Source organism: Rhodococcus sp. IEGM1339 (assembly GCF_050321925.1).
Taxonomy (GTDB): domain Bacteria; phylum Actinomycetota; class Actinomycetes; order Mycobacteriales; family Mycobacteriaceae; genus Rhodococcus; species Rhodococcus pyridinivorans.
The window spans coordinates 227,278-249,701 of sequence record NZ_JBNQFT010000004.1 but is presented as its reverse complement, the minus strand read 5'-3'; the positions used below and the strand labels follow the sequence as shown (position 1 = coordinate 249,701).

Sequence of the window (22,424 nt, the reverse complement as noted above, 5' to 3'; positions counted from 1 at the left end):
CACCTTTCGTCGTGTCACAGTGGAGGCGTGACCCATGCAGGACCAGGACGCCCCCGCCTCCACGCCCCGCGACGGCCCGGGCCGACCGCGCGTGCCGAGATCCTCGACGCCGCCGCGGAGCTGTTCACCACCCGCGGGTTCTCCCCCACATCGACACGCACGATCGCCGAGGCCGTGGGGATCCGGCAGGCATCGCTGTACAACCACTTCGCGACGAAGAACGACATCCTCGTCGCGTTGCTCGAGGACACCGTCGAACCGACCCTCGACTTCGACGACAATCTCGACCCCGCGCTGCCGCCCGAGGTGCGCCTGTGTGCGCTCGCCTGGTTCGACACCGCCCAATTGTCCGCGGGAAGATGGAATCTCGGTGCGCTCTACCACCTTCCGGAGGTTCGCACCGAACCGTTCGATCGGTTCCGGGAGGAACGTCGGCACCTGATGGAGCGCTACCGGACCCTGGCGGCGCAGATCGTGGGCGACGGCGATCCTCGCACCCATCTGCCGTTCCGGGTCGTCGAATCGGTCATCGGCATGCGAGCCGACGACGGCGACGTCGACGCCGGGCTCCCCGAAGCGCTGGCGACGGCATCGCTGACGGTGCTCGGTGTCAGCGACCTTGCGGCAGTGACGAGCGCGGCCCGGGCACTCGTGGTGGGGGTTCCCGGCTACCTGCTGGGCTCGATGAACCCGCCGGCTCGGCCACCCGCGTGAAACGCAGGGCGGGATCGTCGACCGGTTCGCGGCGCAGCCGTCTGCGGTCGAGATAGTAGTTCTGCTCCATCGACCACGGGCCGCCTTCCCCGGATGTGGGGAACACGTCGGCCGAGCGCCGGAGATAGTTCGACGTGAGGTCCCAGAACGGCCCTCCGCCGACGGCCGGATCGTCGCAGATCGGGGTGACGACGTCGTAGCCCTGGTCGTCCACGTGGTCGAGCAGCCGGCACAGATGATGGCCGGTGAGGTCGACCTTGAGGGTCCACGACGAGTTGGTGTAGCCGAACGCGAAGGCGAAGTTCGGCACGCCGGTGAGCATCGTCGCCTTGTAGGTGACGCATTCGTGCCAGTCGACCGGGACGCCGTCGACGTCGACTTCGATCCTCCCGAACGGCACCAGTTTCAGGCCGGTCGCGGTGACGATGACGTCGGCCTCGATCTCGCGCCCCGATTCGAGGGCGATCCCCGTGGGCGTGAACCGGGCGATCCGATCGGTGACCACCGACGCCTCGCCGGTGGCGATGGCGTGGAAGAGGTCACCGTCGGTCGCGACGCACAGGCGCTGATCCCACGGGTCGTAGGACGGGTTGAAGTGCACGTCGACGGGATAGTCGTCGGGCAGCACGCTCGTCATCCGAAGGCGCAGGAGACGGCGGAAAAGGTTCGGCGCCCGGCGACTCGTCCGGTACATCTCGTGCAGCATCCGGATGCTCAGGGAACGGACGGCGCGGTCGGCCGCCGCTGTCGGGAGTGCACGTCGCAGCGCGTTGGCGACCTTGTTCTCCTTCGGCCACCCCAAGACGTAGGACGGGGAGCGCTGCAGCATCGTCACGTGCTCGGCGACGCCGGCCAGGGCGGGAATGAGCGTCACCGCGGTGGCGCCACTGCCGATGACGACGACGCGTTTGCCCGCACAGTCGAGAGCCTCGGGCCAGTGCTGGGGATGGACGATCGTGCCGCGGAAGTCGTCGCTGCCCTCGAACTCCGGGCTGTACCCCTCGTCGTAGTCGTAGTAGCCGGTCGCGGAGAAGAAGAACGAGCAGGTCACCGTAAGCATGGTGTCGTCGCTCGTGCGCAGGAGCGTGACCGTCCACCTGCCGGTATCGGACGAGAAGGACGCGCCGACGACGCGGTGCCCGAGGTGCAGGTAGGGACGGAGTCCGTGTTCGTCCACCGTCTCGTGGAGATAGCCGAGGATCTCGCCGCCTCCGGCGTACGCATGCTTCTTCCGCCACGGCTTGAACTCGTACCCGAGGGTGTGGAGGTCGGAGTCGGAGCGCACGCCGGGATATCGGAACAGGTCCCACGTGCCACCGAGCGCGTCACGCGCCTCGACGATCGCGAAGCTCGTCCCCGGTCTCTTCGTCTTCAGGTGGTAGGCCGTGCCGATGCCGGAGATACCGGCACCGACGATCAGGACATCCACCTCGGCGGGCACGCTCCCGCCGGGTTCGACTGCGGTCATGTTCGCTCGACTCCGTCCTTCGGCGGGGTTCGTTCGATGCGCGGAGCTATCGCGGTCGATCACTCCCGGGGGCTGTCGCCCGGCGTGCGGTCGGCACCTTCGAGCACGTTCACCTCGTGCTTGTCGCTGCCCGGGCCCACGTGCGCCTCGGCACGCATCCGCTCGACCATGTCGGGATAGTGCAGCTCGAAGGCGGGACGCTCCGAACGGATCCGCGGCAGCTCGTAGAAGTTGTGCCGCGGCGGCGGGCAGGTCGTCGCCCATTCGAGCGAGTTGCCGTAACCCCACGGGTCGTCGACCGTGACGACCTGGCCGTAGCGGTAGCTCTTGAAGACGTTCCACAGGAACGGCAGCGTCGACGCGCCCACCACGAAGGCCCCGATCGTCGAGATGGTGTTCAAGGTGGTGAACCCGTCGGAGGGCAGGTAGTCGGCGTAGCGACGGGGCATGCCCTCGTTACCGAGCCAGTGCTGCACCAGGAAGGTGGTGTGGAAACCGATGAAGGTCAGCCAGAAGTGCCAGCGGCCGAGCTGCTCGTCCATCATCCTGCCGGTCATCTTCGGGAACCAGAAGTAGATGCCGGCGTAGGTCGCGAACACGATGGTGCCGAAAAGCACGTAGTGGAAGTGCGCGACCACGAAGTACGAGTCGTGCAGGTGGAAGTCCAGCGGCGGGCTCGCGAGGATGACACCGGTCAGGCCACCGAAGAGGAAGGTCACGATGAAGCCGACCGCGAACAGCATCGGCGTCTCGAAGGTGATCTGGCCCTTCCACAGCGTGCCGATCCAGTTGAAGAACTTCACACCGGTCGGGACGGCGATCAGGAAGGTCATGAACGAGAAGTACGGCAGCAGCACGGCGCCGGTGGCGTACATGTGGTGCGCCCACACCGCGATGGACAGCGCCGCGATGGCAATGGTCGCGTACACGAGGCCGCTGTATCCGAAGATCGGTTTGCGGGAGAAGACCGGGAAGATCTCCGAGACGATGCCGAAGGACGGCAGCGCGATGACGTACACCTCGGGGTGACCGAAGAACCAGAACAGGTGCTGGAAGAGCAGCACACCGCCGGTCGCGGGGTCGTAGATGTTGCCGCCGATCACCCGATCGACGAAGGCACCCATGAAGGCCGCGGCGAGCAGCGGGAAGACGAGGAGCACGAGGATCATCGTGATGAAGATGTTCCAGGTGAAGATCGGCATTCGGAACATGGTCATGCCGGGCGCGCGCATGCACACCACGGTGGTGATCATGTTGACGCCGCCGAGGATGGTACCGAGACCCATGACGATCAGGCCGAGGAACCACAGATTGCCGCCGATCCCCGGCGAATGGATCTCGTCGGCGAGCGGCATGTAGGACGTCCAGCCGAAATCGGCAGCGCCGCCGGGCGTGATGAATCCGAAGGCGACCGTGAGTGCGCCGAAGAGGAAGAGCCAGTAGCTGAAGGCGTTCAGGCGCGGGAAGGCGACGTCGGGGGCACCGATCTGCAGCGGCAGGATGTAGTTCGCGAAACCGAAGACGACCGGCGTGGCGTACATCAGCAGCATGATGCCGCCGTGGTTGGTGAACAGCTGGTTGTACTGCTCGTTCGACAGGAACTGCAGCCCGGGCACCGCGAGCTCCGCGCGCATCAGCAGGGCGAGCAGACCACCGAACAGGAAGAACGCGAACGAGGTGAAGATGTACATCAGCCCGAGCGTCTTCGGGTCCGTGGTGGTGATCAGGTCATGGAGGACCGCCCCCTTGGACTTCGCTCGCGGTGGATAGGGCCGCGTGGGCTTGACGGGAGCGACAACCGCGTTCATCGGGCCTCCTCGAGCCGCCGTGAGGCGGCAACGGTGCGGCGCGGACGGGATCGACGGCGCACGGCGATCACCACCCGCGATGCTGCAGGTGAACTCAGAGTAGGCGTTCCACCTCACACGCGCACCGGGTTCGCGGACCGAATTGTGACGCGACGACGAGCGACCCGAACGACTCGTGTACGGCGAAGAGAACGTGTTCTCCATATATCCGAGGTAGCCATGGCAGAGACCGTCCAGCAGGCACTCCGTGACCTGTTCGAGAACAACACCGCGGCCGTCGTCCACGCGATCGCCGGGGCCGGGCTCGCGGGCTTCCCGCTCGTCGGCCTCAACAACACCCGACGCGGTGAGGGTCTGGCACGCGACATCCTGCGTGCGGACTGCCAGATCCTGCTGACCGATGCCGAGCACGCCCCTCTGCTGGACGGCCTGGATCTCGGCGACGTCGCCGTCTTCGACGTCGCGAGCCCCGAGTGGCGGGCGCTCGTCGACGGGGCCTGTCCGCTCGAGCCGTACCGGAAGGTCGGGCCCACCATCCGTTCATGTTGATCTTCACCTCGGGGACGAGCGACGATCCGAAGCCGGTGATGCTCGCCCACATGATGGTGTTGTTCTCGGGCAGCACGCTCGTCCCGCAGTTCTCGATCACGAGCGACGACGTAATCTACCTGTCGATGCCGTTGTTCCACTCCAACGCGATCCTCACCGGGTGGCCTACAAGGACGCGGACGGCTGGATCTACCTCGCCGGTCGCACGGCCGACTGGATGCGCGTGGACGGCGAGAACCTCGCCGCCGCCCCTATCATGACCGCGATCGTGCTGCGCGACGAGACGTCGCTCGTACCCGAGGAATTCGAGAAGGAAGGACCCACAGCGGGCGACGGCGTGCTGTGGGTCCGCGAGAACGAGAAGTACGTCGTGGCCTGACGTTGAGGAGCACGAAACGGTCTTCGGCGCGGGATGTTTCGCGCTCCTATGACCGTTTCGCGCTCTGCTGTGTCAGTGCCCGTCGAAGCCGGGCAGTCGCGCCGGCTCCTCGACCACCGAGTACTCGCTCGCGTCGCCCTGCACGACCCTGCTGCGCGAGCCGTCGACGCCGACGGGGATGTCGCCGGCGAGGGTGATGCGATGCAGGCGGCGGGTGTGGTCGCCGAAGTCGGCGATGCCGTAGTGCTGCGTGGCGCGGTTGTCCCAGATCGCGACGTCGCCACTCTCCCACGACCAGCGGAACGTGTTCTCCAGCTTCGTGATCCGACTCTGCAGCAGCTGGAGCAGCGCGGCGGTCTCCGACGGCTCGAGACCGACGAACTCCTTGACGAAGTGACCGAGCAACAGGGTGCGCTCACCCGTCTCGGGATGGACCCGCACCACCGGGTGGATCGTTTCGTAGGTGTTGCGACGGAACTCGTCCTGGTAGCGGCGTCGCTCCTCGGTCAGCGCCGGATCGGAGCTGCCCGCGTCGAGCTTCTCGGCGTAGTCGTAGAGATTGGTGTGCAGGGCCCACAGGTTGTCGACGAGCGCCTTCAGCGCATCCGGCAACTGCTCGTAGGCCGCGGTCGTGGAGGCCCACGTCGTCGCACCGCCGTACGGCGGCAGGGTCACCGCCCGCAGGATCGACGCCTTCGGAATGCGGTCGACGAAACTGACGTCGGTGTGCCAGCTGTTCGCAGCACCCTCGATGGGCAACAGCCGCTTACCCTTCGAGTGGACCGTGGGGTGCGACTGGGTCTGCGTGCCGAGCAGGCCGGCGAAGGCCCACTGCTCCTCGTCGTCGAGGTGACGCTGGTCGCGGAAGACGATCGCCTTGTGCACGGCGAGTGCGTAGCGGATGGCCTCGACGGTCTCGGACGCCAACGAGCCGGACAACCGCACCCCGTCGATCCGCGCACCGATGTGCTCCCCCAGCTTGGTGACGACGATGCCCCCGGCGGTGTAGACGGATTCGGCGGTGGTCGTATCGCGATCGAGTTCGGTGATGGTCATGCGATCTCTCCTTCGATGATCTGGACCTGGCGTTGTCGCTTGCGCCGATTCAGTTCACCGCCATCCGTCGGCAGAGTCGACGGTTGTGGTCAGCGAGATCGAAACGAGCCGAGCTCGCTCACGGGAGATCGAAACGAGCCGAGCTCGCTCACGGGAGATCGAAACGAGCCGAAGCCGCTATCGGGAGTGCGTTCTCACTCGAGGATCTCGCTCCGCCAGAAGGTGTCGCCGTCGGGGACGGTCTCGTGGTCGTCGAAGAAGGTGACGAGCGCCTGTGCGGCTGCCGCGGCGTCGGGGAAACGACGCCCCTCCATCGGTCCCCGGTTGATCTCGAGCGTCCCGGACACCAGATCGACGCGCCCCTGCACGCGGTATCCCCCGATATCGGCGACCACCGCGAGCCGTCCGTCGTCGGTGTCGGGTTCGACGACCGCCGGTGTGGCCGGACGTGCTACGCGGACGGCCGCTGCCGGCACCGGCGCCGCGTCGTGGTCGGGATCCTTGACCGCGTCGAGACCGAGCAGATCCCAATGATCTTGACCGTGAACGACATTGCTGCGCTGAATCGGGTGACTGCCGGTCGGTGTCCGGCCGGGGCGGTCGGCGAGCCAGAGCGCGACCTCCTCCTCGATTCCCCCTTCGATGTCGTCCGCGTCCACCACATGGAACTCCGGTAGCTCGGGTGCGAGATCGACGAACACCCAGTACGACACGCCCGCACCGTCGGCGGCGGGAACTCCGTCGCGGCGTCGCGCGAGCCACGGATCGCTCGCCGTCGAGCACACCCGCACCACACGTTCGGATCCGTCCGCGCCCTGTACGCGGACGTCCCGCTGTCCAGGGATCAGCTCGGCCCGGCCGCCTCGCGCCAGAACCTCGGCCACGAAGGCCGCGACTCCCTGTCGAACGATGTCCCCCATATCGACTCCTCTTCTCGGTGCGCACATCGAGCAGTGAATCGGGATCGACGCGCGATGTGCCCACGTCCTGCGCGGTCTCATCGAGACCGGAGGTCTGGTGCGACCATACGTGGCTACGAGCAGAAGAAGAACTGCATGTGACCGATCACCGGAAAGCATCACCCTTCGTGGTGAGCGCCTTGACCCGTTCGACGATGCGGTCCTGAAGTTTGGACGGGGTGCGCCAGCGCATCGCGAGTTTGTCGTAGTCCATGGCGTGCTCGGCGATGATGTCCTTGAGTTGTTCGACCCCGAGGGTCGACAGCCTCTCCCGCAGAGTCGCCTCACCGCTCTCGCGGAACACCACGAACGGGTCGAAGGCCCCGGGTGCGCGACGACTGCGACGCGCAGACGTTCGGGCCGCGGCCGGGCGCGTAGCAGGAACGGGAGCAGGGGTCGGGGCGCTTGCGTCCGAGGTAACCGAGAGCGCTCCCGCGAGTGCCCTCGCGAACCGCGGCGTGCGTGCCGCCTCATCGGCGATCACCTGGACGAGAGCGACGAGCGCGCCGGCCGTGCCGGGTGCCGCCTCGTCGAGACGGAGCAACGCCGAACTCGCCTCGCCGATGCGCACCCGCAGACGCGCCTGTGCCATGTCGGTATCGGGGTCGGGATTCGTCACAGGTACACCTGCGCATTCATCATGATCGTCTCGGTGAGGATTCGCAGTGCGTCGTACTGGCCGGTGTTGCCGTACTTTCGCTTGAGCGTGCCGTAGGGCACGAACTCGGCGGACGCCGCGATCTGATTGGCCTCGGGCACCCAGACGGGAACGACGCTCGCAATCCGGGGGTCGCGCTGGAGCTGTTCGATGATCGTGCGGTGCAGATTCGAGGCACTACGGTACTTCGTGATGACGAGACCGATCTCCCGCACGGTGTGCCCGGTCCGTGTCGCGAATTCCTGGATCTTCGTCTGCAGCGGCGGAATTCCGTAGGTGGACAGGATGTCGGGAATCGTCGGGATGAGATAGCCGTCGGCGAGACGCAATCCGTTGAGGGTGAGGATCCCGAGATTCGGCGGGCAGTCGATCAGGATGTAGTCGTACCGGTCGGCGATGGGCCGGACAGCGGAGAGCAGCACCTCGACGGGACGGTGCGAGCCGGGATCGGCGTACTGCTGGTGGGTGAGCCCCTCCTGGATGTCCATGAGATCCAGCGACGACGCGAGCAGGTCGAGATCACGGACCGCTCGCACGGGCGAGACGTTCTTCTGGACGGCCTTCTCGATGTCGAACGCGTCGGCGTGGGGCGTGATCGCCTTACGGAAGAGCGTCGCGAGGGTCAGACCGAGTTCGTTCAGTTCCTGCCAGCGTTCCTCCCCCACCATCATCGTGGTGAGGTTGGTCTGCGGGTCGAGATCGATCATCAGCACCCGCTGCCCGAACTCCGCCGCCATGAACTCGCCCAGAGCGGCCGTCGTCGTGGTCTTGCCGACGCCACCTTTCAGGTTGATCGTCGCGATTACCCGTGCCACCCCACACCTCTTCGGGAAAGAAATTCATTACTCGATATCGCGAGCAAAACTACCCGAAGGCGGACATACGAGGCAGCCGGGTGACAGCTACCGGATCATCGGCCCCTCGACTCGACCGCGAGACGGGGCATGCCGGCGAGTTCGTCGGGCGTGACGTACGAATCGGAGGTCGCGAAACCGCTCAGGTACAGCGGCGGCTTGCGGTCGGCGACCGCGCGCACGATCTGCCCCTCCGAGACGAAGACGATGAGCCCTTCGGCATCGGATCCCGGCATGTTCCGCCAGGTGACTCCGGGGGTGTGCATCACGCGGTTGAGTTCGCTCATCAGCACCGGGACGCGGAAGTAGTACATCCGGTCCCACGACTCGACACCCGCTGCGGCCGCGACCTCCCCGAGCGTGCGGGACTGTCCGGAGACGAGCACCGATTCGAACTCGGCTTCGAGCTGCGGGTCGTCGACGACGGACACGGTCGTCGCCCCCGAACAACCCGAAACCCCCAGCACCGCAGCGACAGCCAGCGCGAAACCCGTACGCACGAACCGCGACGCCACCGCACCCCCCTGTGTATCGACCCCCGATAGGACGCGAGGAAGCTACCACCGGTTCGGACGAATACACCAGTGAAGACGGTCACTTTCCACGAGTTCGGGGATACGACCCGAAACGCAGCCGAATCGATGTGACAGATGACAGTAACTCCGAGTTACTCCTTTGCGGTGAGCTCGGCGATGTCCGTCCACAGAGCACTGCGGAGCGCGACCATCGGTTCGGCTGCGGCGCCGAGCTGGTCGCCGACGAAATCGGTGTTCTCGGCGGACAACTCGCGCGCACCCGATCGGCCGATCAGGTCGTCGATCCGCTGGTCGAGACTCGCGGTCCGCTGCGCGATGTGTGTGAGATGCAGATGGCCCTCCGCGCGCGTGAGCAGGTCGCCGATGCGCGCGAGCGCGGTGACGCGCGCAAGGATCTGGTCCCATACCGGTTCGAGCGCTGCCACCCGGGATTCGAGACCGGACCGCGCCTCGGGCGCCGATCGGATCGCGGACTGCAACTCGTCGAGCAGGTCGCGCAGGGCGACGGTGTCCACCGCGATCTGGGTGAGCTCCTCGGCGAGATCGAGCTGGGCTCGTTGAACCTCGAAGTACTCCGAACGCCACGCCGCCGATGCCTCGACGCGGTCGTACAGGGAACCGGCGAGGAAGAGCAGGGTGTCGTAGCGGTCGACGAAGCGGTCGTCGCCGGAGGGCACCTCGCGTCCGAGCCGTTCGGCGACGCGACGCCCCGTCTCGGCCAGCGGGGTGCGTTCGGACCAGCGACCCACGCGGTCGACGGCGACACCGAGCACCACTCCCCGGGCCTGCTCGACGGGCGTGACGGGCAGGGGCGCCGGGGTGCGTCGCAGTGCAGCGAACAGCGCCTCGCGTTGTTCGATCTCGAGATGCAGCCCGTCGCGTCGGTCGCGGCGCACGGCGCGGACGCCCTGGGCGTAGTGCAGCGGCGAGTGCACGACGGTCTGTCGCGCCGCCCGGATGCGTTTGCCGAGCTCGTTGGCCCGGTATTCGAGTGCGAGTCGCGCAGCGCCGGGACGCAGGCCGTCGATCCGTGTGCGGAGGCGGGCGTGCTCGTCGGACAGGCGGCGCAGCTCACCGAATCCGTCGAGGGTGGGCAACCGGCGCCCGACGCGCCGGCGGTTCGCCAGCACAGCACGTGCCGATTCGTCGAGGTAGCCGGCGGCCAGTGCGACCGCCGCGGCGTCCGACAGAGGAGCGTGCCCGCCCTCGATACTGCCGGTCTCGCACCACCGGCGGACCTGCCCGGCGATACGTGTCCGCCGGTCCACCGACGGGATGTCCCGGCCGGGCGCGTCGTCGCGCCCCGGGAGGTGGGGTCGATCGGCTTCGGACACGGGGATCCTCCTCGCGGCTCGTCCGCAGGCATGCACCGTCCACTGTTCCAGATTCCGCGCGGGCTCGGAGAAATGCCCGGTAACGGCCCCGATCCCGGGCGCTCGACGGGCACGATCCCACACGTCCACGGCCGCGCTCCGGTTCGGTTGAGACCTTCACCTTTTCGCCCTTCGTGACGGATGTCACAGCATTATCGAGGTAGCTCCGAACGATTTGCCCGATCCCGGATCGCGCCCGAGACGGCGGCGCGCGAAAACCGTTGCATACCAGCAGAAGCGAGAGGACGCCGGCGACGGGTCCCTGACCCCTCAGGAAGTTACCGATCGGTGTTACTGCACAGTACCGGCAGCCTCCGGGACCGGAGACCCCCTCCCCGACACCCGTTCCCGAGCGAAATCCTCTGCGCGCGAATGCCTGTGAGAGAAGTCGGCCACGAGGGCGCCGCCGATCGCCCCGCATGGAAGCAAAACGTGACAAACCCTCATGTTTCCTCCATGCTGTAATCCGAACGGAGCCTTCGCCCAGGGGGACGTGACCGTCGCAACCGACGGCCGTAGCTGCGGAGACCTGTTCGAAACGGTCCTTCGGACACCGCGGATGTTGCCCGGTGGATCGACGACGAACACGCATGCCCATGCCAACCACGAGGAGCCGACCGCTACATGTTCCCGCTCGCGTCGCCAACACGAGGCGTGGAAGGTAGGACCGGTTAGTTTGACTTCCTCATTGGGGTGGAGCTTCGAGACGCGCGCCCGATGCGTGCACAAACCATGGAGAACGGTGGCAACGAGTATGTTCAAGCGGATCGCAGTGGTCAATCGCGGTGAGGCGGCCGTACGCCTCATCCGGGCAGTCCGGGAGCTCAACTCCGAGCACGGCTACGACATCAAGACGATCGCTCTGCACACCGATGCCGAGCGACGGGCGATGTTCGTCCGTCAGGCCGACGAAGGAGTGACCCTCCGGCCGTCGACGACGGCGGCGACCCCCTACCTCGATCATGCAGAACTCGAGCGCGCGCTCCTCGAGGCGAAGGCCGACGCCGTCTGGGTCGGCTGGGGCTTCGTCGCCGAGGACCCCGCCTTCGCCGAGCTGTGCGCCCGCCTCGGGATCACCTTCATCGGTCCCTCCGCCGACGCCATGCGTCTGCTCGGCGACAAGGTCGAGGCGAAACTCCTCGCCGAGAAGGTCGGCGTTCCCGTCGCACCGTGGTCCGGTGGACCCGTCGATTCCCGCGCCGACGCGCGCCGCCACGCGCAGGCCATCGGCTACCCGCTGATCATCAAGGCCCGCTCCGGCGGCGGTGGCCGTGGCATCCGCAAGGTCTACGCCGAAGACGAGCTCGAGCTCGCCCTCGAGCGCACCCAGGGTGAGGCCGAGCGTTCCTTCGGCGACCCCGTCGTGTTCATCGAGCGTCTCGTCACCGACGCACGCCACGTCGAGGTCCAGGTCATCGCCGACAAGCACGGCAACGTCTGGGCCCCGGGCGTGCGCGACTGCTCGATCCAGCGCAAGAACCAGAAGGTCATCGAGGAGTCCGCCTCGCCGCTGCTCATCAAGGAGCAGTCCGACCACCTGCGCACGGTCTCGGCCGATCTCGTCCGCGCCGCCGGCTACGCCGGTGCCGGCACCGTCGAGTACCTCTACCAGCCCGACCTGAAGATCTTCACCTTCCTCGAGGTCAACACGCGTCTCCAGGTCGAGCACCCCATCACCGAGGCCACGACCGGCATCGACCTCGTCAAGCTGCAGATCCTCGTCGCCTCCGGCGAGAAGCTTCCCGGCGAGTGCCCCGGCGAGTTCGGGCACGCCGTCGAGGCCCGTCTGAACGCCGAGGACGCCGCCAACGGCTTCGCACCCGCTCCCGGCACCGTGCAGCTGCTCAAGTTCCCGCTCGGCTCCGGTCTGCGTGTCGACACCGGCATCGCCCAGGGCGACGTCATTCCGCCCGACTACGACTCCATGGTCGCCAAGATCATCGCGTGGGGCCGCGACCGCGACGAGGCACTCGCCCGCCTGCGCACCGCTCTGCGCGAGACCACCGTCGTCCTCGACGGCGGCACGACGACCAAGTCGTTCCTGCTCGACCTGCTCGACCGTCCCGAGGTCATCGACGCCTCCGCCGACACCGGCTGGCTCGACCGCACCGGCGCCGGCACCGAGACCGGTCCGTCCAAGATCGCCGACGTCGCTCTGATCGCGACGGCTGTCGACGTCTACGACACCGACGAGGCCCACGAGCGCTCCGCCTTCCTCGCTTCGGCCCGCGGCGGTCGCCCGCGTGCCGGACACGCCGTCGGACGCAAGATCGAGCTGAGCTACCAGGGCCAGGCCTACGAGCTCGTCGTCGGCCAGGTCGGCCCGCACCGCTACCGGGTCGACACCGGTTCCGCCGAGTTCGACGTCGACGTCGAGCGGCTGGGCGACTACGAGTCGCGCCTGACCCTCGGCGGACGCCGCCACAACGTGGTGTCGATCGCCGGTCCGGCCCACTTCCTCGTCGAGGTCGACGGCATCAGCCACCAGATCAGCCAGGACGAGGCCGGCGTGGTGCGCACCCCTGCCCCGGCCGTGGTCGTCGCGGTTCCCGTCGCCGTCGGTGACGAGGTCGAGTCCGGTCAGACCCTCGTCGTGCTCGAGTCGATGAAGATGGAGACCGCGGTCCGCGCTCCCTTCGCCGGCAAGGTCCGCGAGATCCTCGCCGTCGTCAACGCGCAGGTCGACGCGGGCGCCCCGCTTCTGCGGGTCGACCAGATCGTCGAGGAGGTCGTCACCGAGACCGTCGAGCGCGTGGAGTTCGCTGCACCGGCGCCCTCGCTCAGCGACGATGTCGCCGCCGACGCACTCGCTCGCCTCGACTCGCTCGCCGCTCTGGTCACCGGATACGACGTGTCCGCCGAGCGCACCGCGGCACTGCTCGCCGAGTACGAGCGTCTCTCCGGCTCGGTCGACTCGTGCGCGCTCGTCCGCGCCGAGCTCTCGCTGCTGACGACCTTCGCGGACGTGTGCGAACTGTCGCGCAACCGTCCGACCGAGGAGGAGAAGAACAGCGACGACCGGGTCCACAGCCCCCGCGAGTTCTTCCACGGCTACCTGCAGTCGCTCGACGTGGAGGTCGGGGGTCTGCCCGACAGCTTCCGCGCGCGTCTCGCCCGTGCCCTGCGGCACTACGACGTCCTGGAACTCGATCGCACCCCGGAGCTCGAGGAGGCCGTCTACCGGTTGTTCCTCGCGCTCGAGCGCATCGAGGCCCACGTCCCCGTGGTCACCTCGCTGCTCGACCGCTGGGTCGAGCGCGACGACACCGAGGTGGGGATCTCCCACGAGCTCAACGAAGTCCTCGACCGGCTGATCGTCGCGACCCAGGTCCGCTTCCCGGTCATCGGCGACACCGCCCGCAACCTGCGGTACCGCTACTTCGAGGAGCCGGTGATCCGCAAGGCCCGCGAGCAGGTCTACGACGGGGTCCGCGGTTCGCTCGCGTACCTCGCCGAGCATCCGCAGGCGACGGACTACGCGCAGCGCATCGATTCGCTGGTCGCCACACCCGAGCCGCTGATCGACCTTCTCGCACAGCAGATCACGCGTCCGGAGACCGTTCCGGGCCCGCTGCTCGAGGTCATCGCTCGCCGGGCGTACAAGATCCGCACCCTCGAGGACGTGTGTTCGTGCACCGTCGGCGGACACCAGTTCGTCACCGGCAACTTCGATCTGCGCGGCACGCGCCTGTACCTGATCTCCGCCGAGGCCCCGCAGGCCGAGTTCGCGTCGCTGCTCGACGCCGTCGAGGAGTCGGCGGCCTCGGTTCCCGACACGAAGAACCTCGTGATCGACCTGTACCTCGCGTGGGACGACGCTCCGGCCGATGCCGACGCCCAGGCCGACGCGCTGCGCGCCGAACTCGCCGCACGCCCGGTGACCGGCGTGGCCCGTCGCGTGACCGTGACGGTCTGCCACACCGACACGGCCGAAGAGCACGTGTTCACCTTCCGCCCCTACGAGACCGGATACGCGGAGGAGACCAACATCCGCGACATCCACCCGCTCACGGGTCAGCGTCTGGATCTGTGGCGCCTGAAGAACTTCGACGGCACCCGCCTGCCCGCCAACCCGGACACCTACCTGTATCACCTGGTGTCGCAGGACAATCCGTCCGATGAGCGGTTCATCGCCCTCGCCGAGGTGCGCGACCTGACGCCGCAGCGCGACGAGTCCGGTCGCATCGTCGGACTGCCGGCCTTCGAACGCGCTCTCGCGAGCTCGCTCGACGGCATGCGACGCGCCCAGGCCAACCGCGGCGGGCGACGTCTCGACGCGAACCGCGTGGTGCTCTACGTGTGGCCCGCAGTCGATCTCGACATGGAGGACCTACGCCGCATCGGCCGCAACGCCGCGCCGCTGACCGTGGGTGCCGGACTCGAGGAGATCACCGTCATCGGGTCGTGGCGTGATCGCCAGGACGAGCCGGCACGCGAGGTCGCCCTGCGCTTCTCGTACCGCTCCGGTGCGGGCGTCATCGTGCGGGTCACCGAGCCGCCGAAGGAGCCGCTGAAGCCGCTCGACGAGTACACCCAGAAGGTCCAGCGGTCCCGTGCCCGCGGCACCGTCTACCCGTACGAGCTGATCCCGCTGCTCACCGGCGGCGAGGGCACCTTCGTCGAGTACGACTTCGACGAGCAGGGCACCCTCGTGCCCGTCGACCGCCCCTACGGCCGCAACACCGCGGGTCTGATCGTCGGCGTCGTCCACACCCCGACCCCGCGGTACCCCGAGGGCATGAAGCGCGTCACGCTGTTCGGTGATCCCACCAAGGCGCTGGGCACCGTCGCGGAGGCCGAGTGCTCCCGTGTGGTCGCCGCGATCGACCTGGCGGAGAGCCTGAACGCTCCCGTCGAGTGGTTCGCGCTGTCGTCCGGCGCGACGATCTCCATGGACTCGGGCACCGAGAACATGGACTGGGTGTCGCGCGGTCTGCGTCGCATCATCACATTCACGCAGAACGGCGGCGAGATCAACGTCGTGGTCACCGGCATCAATGTCGGCGCGCAGCCGTACTGGAACGCCGAGGCGACGATGCTCATGCACACCAAGGGCATCCTCGTGATGACCCCGGACAGCGCCATGGTGCTCACCGGCAAGCAGTCGCTCGATTACTCGGGTGGCGTCTCCGCCGAGGACAACTTCGGTATCGGTGGCTACGACCGCGTCATGGGCCCCAACGGTCAGGCGCAGTACTGGGCCCCCAACCTCAGGGCCGCCATCGAGACGCTGTTCGCGCACTACGCCCACGCCTACGTCGCGCCGGGCGAGCGCTTCCCGCGCAAGGCCGCGTCCACCGACCCGGTCGACCGCAACGTGTGCGTGTACCCGCACGTGCATCCGTCCAGCGACTTCACCACCGTGGGCGACATCTTCTCGTCCGAGACCAACCCGGATCGCAAGAAGCCGTTCGACATCCGTACGGTGATGCGCTCGGTGGTCGACCAGGACCACGCTGTGCTCGAACGGTGGGCCGACATGGCCGACGCCGACACCTCGGTCGTGTTCGACGCGCACCTGGGCGGAAACCCGGTGACGGTCATCGGCATCGAGTCCCGCGCGATCCCGCGCAAGGGCTGGTTCCCCGCCGACGGACCGGACCAGTGGACCTCGGGCACGCTGTTCCCCAAGTCGTCGAAGAAGACGGCACGGGCGATCAACGCGGCGAGCGGCAACCGTCCGCTCGTGGTGCTCGCCAACCTGTCGGGCTTCGACGGCTCCCCCGAGTCGCTGCGCAACCTGCAGCTCGAGTACGGCGCCGAGATCGGCCGGGCCATCGTCAACTTCGACGGTCCGATCGTGTTCGTCGTGGTCTCCCGCTACCACGGTGGTGCCTTCGTGGTGTTCTCGGGCGCACTGAACGAGAACATGGAAGTCCTTGCCGTGGAGGGTTCGTTCGCCTCGGTGCTCGGTGGCGCTCCGGCGGCTGCGGTGGTCTTCACCCGCGACGTCAACAAGCGCACCGCGAGCGATCCGCGGGTCGTGGAACTCGAGGCGCAGCTGCGGGCCGCCGAGGACGGCGACAAGGCACGACTGGGCGTCGAGCTCACCGCTCTGCGCACCGCGGTGCGGTCGGAGAAGCTCGGTGAGGTGGCAGCCGAGTTCGAGGCGATCCACAACATCCAGCGCGCACAGCAGGTCGGCTCGGTCGACGCGATCGTGCCGGCAGTCGAGCTGCGGCCGCAGATCATCGCGGCCGTCGAGCGCGGCATGGCACGCACGCTCGCGTAACCCACGCAACGAGAGCGAGACCCCACCGGAACACTTCCGGTGGGGTCTCGTCGTCGTGGGGCCGTCGTGCGGGTCAGTCGTCGTGATCGTCGTCCCGGTCGTCCCGGTCGTCGTCGTGCACATCGTCACAGCGGTCGTCCCACGCGTCGTAGAAGTCCTCGACGTGGTCCGGCACCGTGTCGTCCCAGTCCTCGAACCACGCGTCGCAGCTCGTGACGTCGATGTAGGGGATGTCGGTGGGCAGGTCACCCGGCCCCGCATCCCGGGCCGGGTCGACGCCCGCCCGAACAGTTCCATCCGGGCCGCCGGTCGTCGTCTCGTCCACCACGCGGGCGACGGTGAACGACGACGGTTCGGAGGGAGCGGACTCACCTCGGTTCGCCGACACGAAACCGACGGTGCCGGCCGTCATCGCGACCGCTACAGCGGTCACGGCCCATGCGGTGCGGCTCATCGCCATGATCGTTCTCCTCGACTCGGTGTTCGTCCTGGTCACCGGTAACTTTGGCGCACGACGATGAGGGGTCGATGAGCCGAAGATGACGAAACCTTCATCCGAGACGCGTACGGATCCACTCGACCAGGATCCTGGCTACCTCGTGAGGAGCCTCCGGGACGAGGGCGTGCCCGCAAGCCGGCACGACGGCCGTGGAGACGAGTTCGCTCCCGAACTCGTCGACGAGCTCACCTCGGGTCTCCGCGGGCCGGAAAACGTCCTCTCCTGCTTGTACGTCGAGCAGAGGTGACGGCGCCACCGTCCACCACGATTCCTTGTCGGTCGCGGCCATCGCTGCCCGCTGCAACACGATCGCGTCGGGCCACCACCCGTCGAGCCACACCGCCGGATCGTGTCCTGCGGCGAAGAAGACGTCGCGCAGGTGCACGAGTCGTTCGTGGTCGGGAAGCGAGAGGTCGGAGCACTTGGCGACACGCTCGGTCAGCGAAGCCGGAAACCGGCGGGCCCCGGCGGCGAGCACGGCGACCCCCCGGACGAGTTCGGGCCGGTCGGCGGCGAGTACCCGGGCCACGTAGTGCCCGAACGCATGACCGGCCACAACAGCGGGTGCGGCGTCGAAATGCTCGATGACGGCGGCGACGTCGCCCGCGAGATCGTGCAGGTCGAGACCGGCCATGGGTCCGCGGCTGCTGCCGATACCCCGGGGTTGCGGTCGCAGAGCGGTGAATCCCGCTGCGGCGAGGTCGCTCGCGATCGGATCGAACTCGTAGGAGTCGCGCCCGAGGGAGGGCAGCAGGACGACTGCCGGCCCTTCCCCGTCGAGACGTACCTCGAGCTCGGCCACCGGTGTTTCGACAAGACGAGTGTTGCTCACGGGGCCATCCTCTCATCGCCGGAAAGACCTGCGCTTCGCCACAACGACCCTCTGTAGTGTCGAGAATCACACCGACGCCAGGTGTGGCGCGTTTTCGAACGGGGAATACCAACGAGCTCGTCTTGGTCGAGCTTCGGCGGCACGGAGTGCGCCTCTCCCCGACAGGCGTCAAGCGACCGCCCACGGCAGGAAATCGACCCCGAATCCCTTCATCTGCAATTACTTTCGGGACCGTGCGCGAAACACGTTCGCGTCCACGCCATGTGCACACGGTTGTACCTGACTCCCCGGTAGCACGTTGTGCCATTCTGGAGCAGTCCGATTCGTGCAGGCTGTACGTCCGGATGGATACGAACATTCAGCATGTTCGTACCGTGGGGTAACCCTGAATCTTCGTCGAATATGATTGTGCTCCAATGCTTCTCGAACGATTTGGACAAACTGACGAAATTCGAGACTCGAATTGTTTCTGGTGACAACATCATCGAGGTGGTGCATGATTGGTGCCGCAGGGAGTTATGAGCCGATGAAGGCTCGTTTCAGGGGACACGCGTTCGAGTCAGGGGGATTCGAAACGTGCTCCTCCACAGAGAAATCAACGCGCAGGGGGCGTTTGTGCGACGTCGGCGAACAGCCGCGCCCGTCGCCCCCTCGCACAGCGAGGAGATCAGCATGACCAGCACCATCGAACCCAGCTCGCAGATCGCTGCCGGCGGAAACAAGCTCCGCGGACGCGTCGCCTTCGTCACCGGCGGCACACGCGGCATCGGTGCGGCGATCAGCCGCAGCCTGGCGAGCCAGGGCGCCACCGTCGCCGCAGGCTACGGACGCAACACCGCCCAGGCGGATCAGTTCCTCGCAGACCTGAACGAGACGGGCCGCAAGGACGTCCGTTACTCCGTGCACCGCGGTGACGTCGCGAACGCCGACGACTGCCGACGCACCATCGACGAGGTCATCGAAACGCACGGCCGTCTCGACATCCTGATCAACAACGCCGGCATCACCATCGACCGCACGGTGCTGAAGATGCAGGACGAGGACTGGGACACCGTCATCGGCGTGAACCTCTCGGGTGCGTTCTACCTGGCGCAGGCCGCACTGCGCCACATGCTCGAGCGTGGCACCGGACGCATCGTCAACGTCTCCTCCGTCATCGGCGAGACCGGCAACATCGGCCAGGCCAACTACGCGGCATCGAAGGCCGGCCTGTTCGGTCTCACCAAGACCCTCGCCAAGGAAGCGGCCTTCTACCTGGCCAAGAACGACAAGCTGGACCCGAACGGCATCGGCGTCACCGTCAACACCGTCACCCCGGGCTTCGTCGCCACCGAGATGGTCGAGGCCATCCCCGAGAAGGTTCTCGCACGCATCACCGACACCGTCCCCGTGAAACGACTGGCCGACCCGCAGGAGATCGCCCGGGTCGTGCACTTCCTCGCCGCGGACGCCTCCTCGTACATCACCGGTCAGGTATGGGGCGTCAACGGCGGCCTGGACATGTGATCCGGTCTCCCCACCCACTACTTCGAATCGAACGGTCCCCTCGCACATGCAGCCATTCGAGCTCAATCGGCACGGCCGAATTGTCTTCCCCTCCAATTTCGTTCCCGAACTCGACTTCTCCACGCTGAGCAGCGTCGACCACCTCGACGCCGTCATCCGACGCGACTTCGACACCAAGGCACCCACGGTCTCGGAGATCCTCTCCCGGCACGAACTGGGCAAGTACGCCTCGAAGTTCGAGATCATGCGGGACATGGCCCTGAACGTCTTCTGGGCCGACCGATTCCCGCTGATGATGTTCGAGCGGCGCGTCATTCGCTGGGGCGACGTTCCCCGCAACCGCGACGACGTCTACATGCCTCGTCTGACTCCCTGGCCCGAGGCCGAAGAGCGGCTGGGGGCGGTCGAGGAGGCCTACCGCGCTCTCCCCCGCGCATGGGACAGTGCCGCCGAGGACCGCATCTTCGATCGACTCTTCGCGGTCTTCGGTTCGCGTCGTCACTTCGCCGGCGACCTGCCCACGGTCAAACCGACCGTGCCACAGCTGATCTCCGATCCGGAGAACATCACCCTGCGTGTTCGCCACTACGATCCGAACCACCCCGTCTTCGGATACGACGAGATCCTCGACTGTCACGAGGACGTCGCCGAACTCGAGGCACTGAGCCGCTGGTCGATGGTTCTGCACAACCAGCAGCTCTGGGACGGAAGCGAAACCGAACTCGTCCGGGTCGCGGACTTGAAGGACGACGACTACGTCGTGGTCTCCCATCCGCGCAATCGCGAGGTCCAGCGGTTCATCAACCGGGTCATGTCGGGCAGGACCCGTAAGGCCACCTCGTACACGCGGCACGAACCGGTGGCACCGTCTGCGCCCTACCCGGCCGTCGACGTGCGCTCGGAGTTCGCGATCGCACCCCGCATCGATGCGATCGCGGTCGCGCACGGCGACCAGGTGTGCACCAACGAGGACCTGATCCGTAACACCGCCTACAACTGGTCGCCCATGTCGGCCGACGAGATCACGGCCAAGACCGGGATCGAGCAGCGCCGGTACACCTCGGGAACCTTCGAGGACCTGGCCCTGACGGCGGCGAAGCAGGCGATCACCCACGCCGGAGTCGGCCCGCAGGACATCGGCGCGGTCATCACCTGCACGTGCACGAGCGGTCGGCTGATCCCGTCGCTGGCCACGTGGATCTCGGGCGAACTGGGCATCGAGCAGACCCATGCCTCGTTCGACCTGATCGCGGCGTGCGCGGGAATGCCCTACGGCCTGGCCGAGGCGACCCGCATCCTGCAGCAGGTCAAGCGCCCCGTCCTCGTGGTGTGCGTCGAGAAGTTCTCGGACAAGATCGGCACCGTCCGGCCGTCCCGGATGATCTTCGGTGACGGCGCCGCGGCGATGGTCATCTCTCCGGCCGCCGAGGGCGAGGCACCCGATCTCGAGTTCTTCAACAGCTACGCGAGCGGCCCGACGAGCGAGGTCAACTCGATCATCTGGCCGAACCCGGACTTCGACAACTTCATCACGGTCTACGGACCCGAGGTGAAGACGCTCGCCGGTCGTTATCTGGCGCAGATGCTCGACGAGATCAAGGCCCTCCCGTCTCCCGACGATGCCGAGCGTTCACTGCTCGACGACATCGATCTCATCGTTCCCCATCAGGCGAACAAGACGATGGTCATCGAGCTCGCCGCGAACGCCGGACTCTCGGCCGACCGGTTGTACTTCAACATCGAGAAGGTCGGCAACACGTCGTCGGCGAGCATCCCACTCGCGATCCACGACGCCGTCCGCGAGGGGGTCATCACCGAACCGGTGCGCATCTTCGCTCCCGGCTTCGGCGCCGGAGCGGTGGCGGGGTACACCGTCATGCGGATCGACCCGAAGGTGGTCGTGGCGTTCGAGGAGGCCGACGCCGGCTGAGCCGGCAGATGGACCGACGCCGGCTGAGCCCGGCGTACGACGGACTTCCGGGCCGTCCCCCGGCAGGCCCGGAGTACATCGGCCCGTTCGCGACATCCGGTCGCGAGCGGGCCGATCGTCGTCTGCGACCGGCCGACGTAACACCCGCGCCGTCCAGGCCGACATTTCGATCGGATCCGGCAAATCGGATCCGGACGAAGTACAGAAAGGCCTCGCGCATGAAGTTCCGCCGCATCGTCGCTGCGACGCTGGGGTGTGTGGCCCTGACGGTCGCCGCACCCTCGACCGCCACCGCCTTCCCTCTCGTGGACCTGCTCCCGAAGGGCATCGCCGATCTCGTTCCGAGCGGATCGTTCAATCCGTTCGCTCCGCCGCCGGCACCTCCGGCACCTCCGGCTCCCCCGTCCCCGCCGGCACCTCAGACCGGCCCGGTTCCGCAGGTGGCACCGGCTCCCCCGGCTCCCCGTCCGGCTCCGTCCGCACCGAGCGGCGGGTTCAAGAACTGCACCGAGGCCTGGAACGCGGGCGCTGCTCCGGTCCACCGCAACGACCCCGGATACGCACCGCGCCTCGACCGCGACAACGACGGGATCGGCTGCGAGCGCGATCCGCGCTGATCGGTCCGTCCCGTAAAAGAGCGAAGGCTCTTCCATCCTCTCCGGGATGGAAGAGCCTTCGTCGTTCGTACGTGCGGAAACCTCAGAGCCAGCGCGGCGGCGTGAGTTCTCCGCCGGTGACGCCGACGGCTCCGCGACCGACCGCATCCTCACCACCGGACGCATGTGGGGCGACCTGTGGCGCCTCGACGGTGCCGGTCGCGAGGCCCGCAACGAGCTGTTCCGCACCCGCGACACCTCGAGCTACAAGTACACCGACTGGCTCCGGGGCTACAGCTCCGACCGCAACCGCTGAGCACTCACACAGCGCCGCAGAGCAATTCGTCCCGTTCCGGACAATGCCGTCCCCGATCACCGATCGGGGCGGCATTCGCCGTATATACGTCGTTCGTCCCGCACCGAAAGGTACCGGAGCGACCGTGACCAGCACATACTGAAAATATGACCGCGTCAC

At 67.2% G+C, this 22,424-nt stretch carries 18 protein-coding genes and 1 pseudogene; 9 read left to right on the top strand and 10 right to left on the bottom strand.

What is annotated here, in order from left to right; translation table 11 throughout:
- The first annotated feature begins 27 nt into the window (after positions 1-27).
- A complete protein-coding gene (locus ACQR3U_RS07770; RefSeq protein WP_082331773.1) occupies positions 28-714 on the top strand; it encodes a TetR/AcrR family transcriptional regulator in 687 nt (228 codons plus the stop codon).
- Here the strand turns inward: ACQR3U_RS07770 and ACQR3U_RS07765 are convergent.
- Both ACQR3U_RS07765 and ctaD read right to left on the bottom strand, forming a co-directional pair.
- Positions 611-2,182, bottom strand: coding sequence for a flavin-containing monooxygenase (locus tag ACQR3U_RS07765; protein WP_230810128.1), 1,572 nt, complete (start codon positions 2,180-2,182; stop codon positions 611-613). The two genes, ACQR3U_RS07770 and ACQR3U_RS07765, sit on opposite strands and share 104 nt — an antisense overlap.
- A 59-nt stretch (positions 2,183-2,241) precedes the next feature.
- Complete coding sequence (gene ctaD / locus ACQR3U_RS07760) at positions 2,242-3,990, bottom strand: aa3-type cytochrome oxidase subunit I (protein WP_230810127.1); 1,749 nt, start codon at positions 3,988-3,990, stop codon at positions 2,242-2,244.
- 219 nt (positions 3,991-4,209) lie between these two features.
- Between ctaD and ACQR3U_RS07755 the strand changes: the two genes are divergently transcribed.
- The 3 genes from ACQR3U_RS07755 to ACQR3U_RS07745 are packed head-to-tail and all read left to right on the top strand — an operon-like array spanning position 4,210 to position 4,918.
- Positions 4,210-4,539 (top strand): hypothetical protein, encoded by a 330-nt coding sequence (locus ACQR3U_RS07755; RefSeq protein ID WP_064060106.1) that lies wholly within the window; start codon positions 4,210-4,212, stop codon positions 4,537-4,539.
- The gene (locus tag ACQR3U_RS07750) at positions 4,533-4,799 is read left to right on the top strand and encodes an AMP-binding protein (protein WP_230810126.1); all 267 of its coding nucleotides are present in this window, start codon (positions 4,533-4,535) and stop codon (positions 4,797-4,799) included. Before ACQR3U_RS07755 ends, ACQR3U_RS07750 begins: the two co-directional genes overlap by 7 nt.
- Positions 4,700-4,918, top strand: coding sequence for a hypothetical protein (locus ACQR3U_RS07745; protein ID WP_006553967.1), 219 nt, complete (start codon positions 4,700-4,702; stop codon positions 4,916-4,918). Before ACQR3U_RS07750 ends, ACQR3U_RS07745 begins: the two co-directional genes overlap by 100 nt.
- A gap of 72 nt (positions 4,919-4,990) precedes the next feature.
- Here ACQR3U_RS07745 and ACQR3U_RS07740 read toward each other — a convergent pair whose 3' ends face one another.
- The 6 genes from ACQR3U_RS07740 to ACQR3U_RS07715 form a co-directional block, all read right to left on the bottom strand.
- Entirely contained in the window at positions 4,991-5,974 is a 984-nt protein-coding gene (locus ACQR3U_RS07740) for a TauD/TfdA dioxygenase family protein (protein ID WP_230810125.1), read from the bottom strand.
- A 194-nt stretch (positions 5,975-6,168) separates the two neighbouring features.
- The gene (locus ACQR3U_RS07735) at positions 6,169-6,894 is read right to left on the bottom strand and encodes a hypothetical protein (RefSeq protein WP_230810124.1); all 726 of its coding nucleotides are present in this window, start codon (positions 6,892-6,894) and stop codon (positions 6,169-6,171) included.
- 145 nt (positions 6,895-7,039) lie between these two features.
- Complete coding sequence (locus ACQR3U_RS07730; RefSeq protein ID WP_230810123.1) at positions 7,040-7,552, bottom strand: hypothetical protein; 513 nt, start codon at positions 7,550-7,552, stop codon at positions 7,040-7,042.
- Complete coding sequence (locus ACQR3U_RS07725; RefSeq protein WP_230810122.1) at positions 7,549-8,406, bottom strand: ParA family protein; 858 nt, start codon at positions 8,404-8,406, stop codon at positions 7,549-7,551. Before ACQR3U_RS07725 ends, ACQR3U_RS07730 begins: the two co-directional genes overlap by 4 nt.
- Before the next feature lie 95 nt (positions 8,407-8,501).
- Positions 8,502-8,960 (bottom strand): hypothetical protein, encoded by a 459-nt coding sequence (locus ACQR3U_RS07720; RefSeq protein WP_230810121.1) that lies wholly within the window; start codon positions 8,958-8,960, stop codon positions 8,502-8,504.
- A gap of 152 nt (positions 8,961-9,112) precedes the next feature.
- Positions 9,113-10,315: a hypothetical protein gene (locus ACQR3U_RS07715; RefSeq protein WP_006553959.1), complete on the bottom strand. Its 1,203-nt coding sequence runs from the start codon at positions 10,313-10,315 to the stop codon at positions 9,113-9,115.
- Between the two features lie 793 nt (positions 10,316-11,108).
- Here ACQR3U_RS07715 and ACQR3U_RS07710 point away from each other — a divergent pair.
- Entirely contained in the window at positions 11,109-16,586 is a 5,478-nt protein-coding gene (locus ACQR3U_RS07710; RefSeq protein WP_230810172.1) for a carboxyl transferase domain-containing protein, read from the top strand.
- 73 nt (positions 16,587-16,659) lie between these two features.
- Here ACQR3U_RS07710 and ACQR3U_RS07705 read toward each other — a convergent pair whose 3' ends face one another.
- Positions 16,660-17,040, bottom strand: coding sequence for a hypothetical protein (locus ACQR3U_RS07705; RefSeq protein WP_230810120.1), 381 nt, complete (start codon positions 17,038-17,040; stop codon positions 16,660-16,662).
- A 97-nt stretch (positions 17,041-17,137) separates the two neighbouring features.
- Positions 17,138-17,917: an alpha/beta fold hydrolase gene (locus tag ACQR3U_RS07700; RefSeq protein ID WP_230810119.1), complete on the bottom strand. Its 780-nt coding sequence runs from the start codon at positions 17,915-17,917 to the stop codon at positions 17,138-17,140.
- 672 nt (positions 17,918-18,589) lie between these two features.
- Between ACQR3U_RS07700 and ACQR3U_RS07695 the strand changes: the two genes are divergently transcribed.
- The 4 genes and pseudogenes from ACQR3U_RS07695 to ACQR3U_RS07680 form a co-directional block, all read left to right on the top strand.
- Positions 18,590-19,423, top strand: coding sequence for a 3-oxoacyl-ACP reductase family protein (locus ACQR3U_RS07695; RefSeq protein WP_230810118.1), 834 nt, complete (start codon positions 18,590-18,592; stop codon positions 19,421-19,423).
- 46 nt (positions 19,424-19,469) lie between these two features.
- Positions 19,470-21,353: a 3-oxoacyl-ACP synthase III family protein gene (locus ACQR3U_RS07690; RefSeq protein ID WP_230810117.1), complete on the top strand. Its 1,884-nt coding sequence runs from the start codon at positions 19,470-19,472 to the stop codon at positions 21,351-21,353.
- A 218-nt stretch (positions 21,354-21,571) separates the two neighbouring features.
- Positions 21,572-21,970, top strand: coding sequence for an excalibur calcium-binding domain-containing protein (locus ACQR3U_RS07685; protein ID WP_230810116.1), 399 nt, complete (start codon positions 21,572-21,574; stop codon positions 21,968-21,970).
- 139 nt (positions 21,971-22,109) lie between these two features.
- Positions 22,110-22,265 (top strand): annotated as a pseudogene (locus tag ACQR3U_RS07680) (salicylate monooxygenase); the annotation flags it as partial.
- Positions 22,266-22,424: the final 159 nt, after the last annotated feature.

Bases quoted from the DNA above. Each gene is read 5' to 3' on its own strand.
- ACQR3U_RS07750 (WP_230810126.1), top strand. From the start codon at position 4,533: ATGTTGATCTTCACCTCGGGGACGAGCGACGATCCGAAGCCGGTGATG.
- ACQR3U_RS07740 (WP_230810125.1), bottom strand. From the start codon at position 5,974: ATGACCATCACCGAACTCGATCGCGATACGACCACCGCCGAATCCGTC.
- ACQR3U_RS07695 (WP_230810118.1), top strand. From the start codon at position 18,590: ATGACCAGCACCATCGAACCCAGCTCGCAGATCGCTGCCGGCGGAAAC.
- ACQR3U_RS07710 (WP_230810172.1), top strand. From the start codon at position 11,109: ATGTTCAAGCGGATCGCAGTGGTCAATCGCGGTGAGGCGGCCGTACGC.
- ACQR3U_RS07765 (WP_230810128.1), bottom strand. From the start codon at position 2,182: ATGACCGCAGTCGAACCCGGCGGGAGCGTGCCCGCCGAGGTGGATGTC.
- ctaD (WP_230810127.1), bottom strand. From the start codon at position 3,990: ATGAACGCGGTTGTCGCTCCCGTCAAGCCCACGCGGCCCTATCCACCG.
- ACQR3U_RS07685 (WP_230810116.1), top strand. From the start codon at position 21,572: ATGAAGTTCCGCCGCATCGTCGCTGCGACGCTGGGGTGTGTGGCCCTG.
- ACQR3U_RS07755 (WP_064060106.1), top strand. From the start codon at position 4,210: ATGGCAGAGACCGTCCAGCAGGCACTCCGTGACCTGTTCGAGAACAAC.
- ACQR3U_RS07705 (WP_230810120.1), bottom strand. From the start codon at position 17,040: ATGAGCCGCACCGCATGGGCCGTGACCGCTGTAGCGGTCGCGATGACG.
- ACQR3U_RS07690 (WP_230810117.1), top strand. From the start codon at position 19,470: ATGCAGCCATTCGAGCTCAATCGGCACGGCCGAATTGTCTTCCCCTCC.
- ACQR3U_RS07735 (WP_230810124.1), bottom strand. From the start codon at position 6,894: ATGGGGGACATCGTTCGACAGGGAGTCGCGGCCTTCGTGGCCGAGGTT.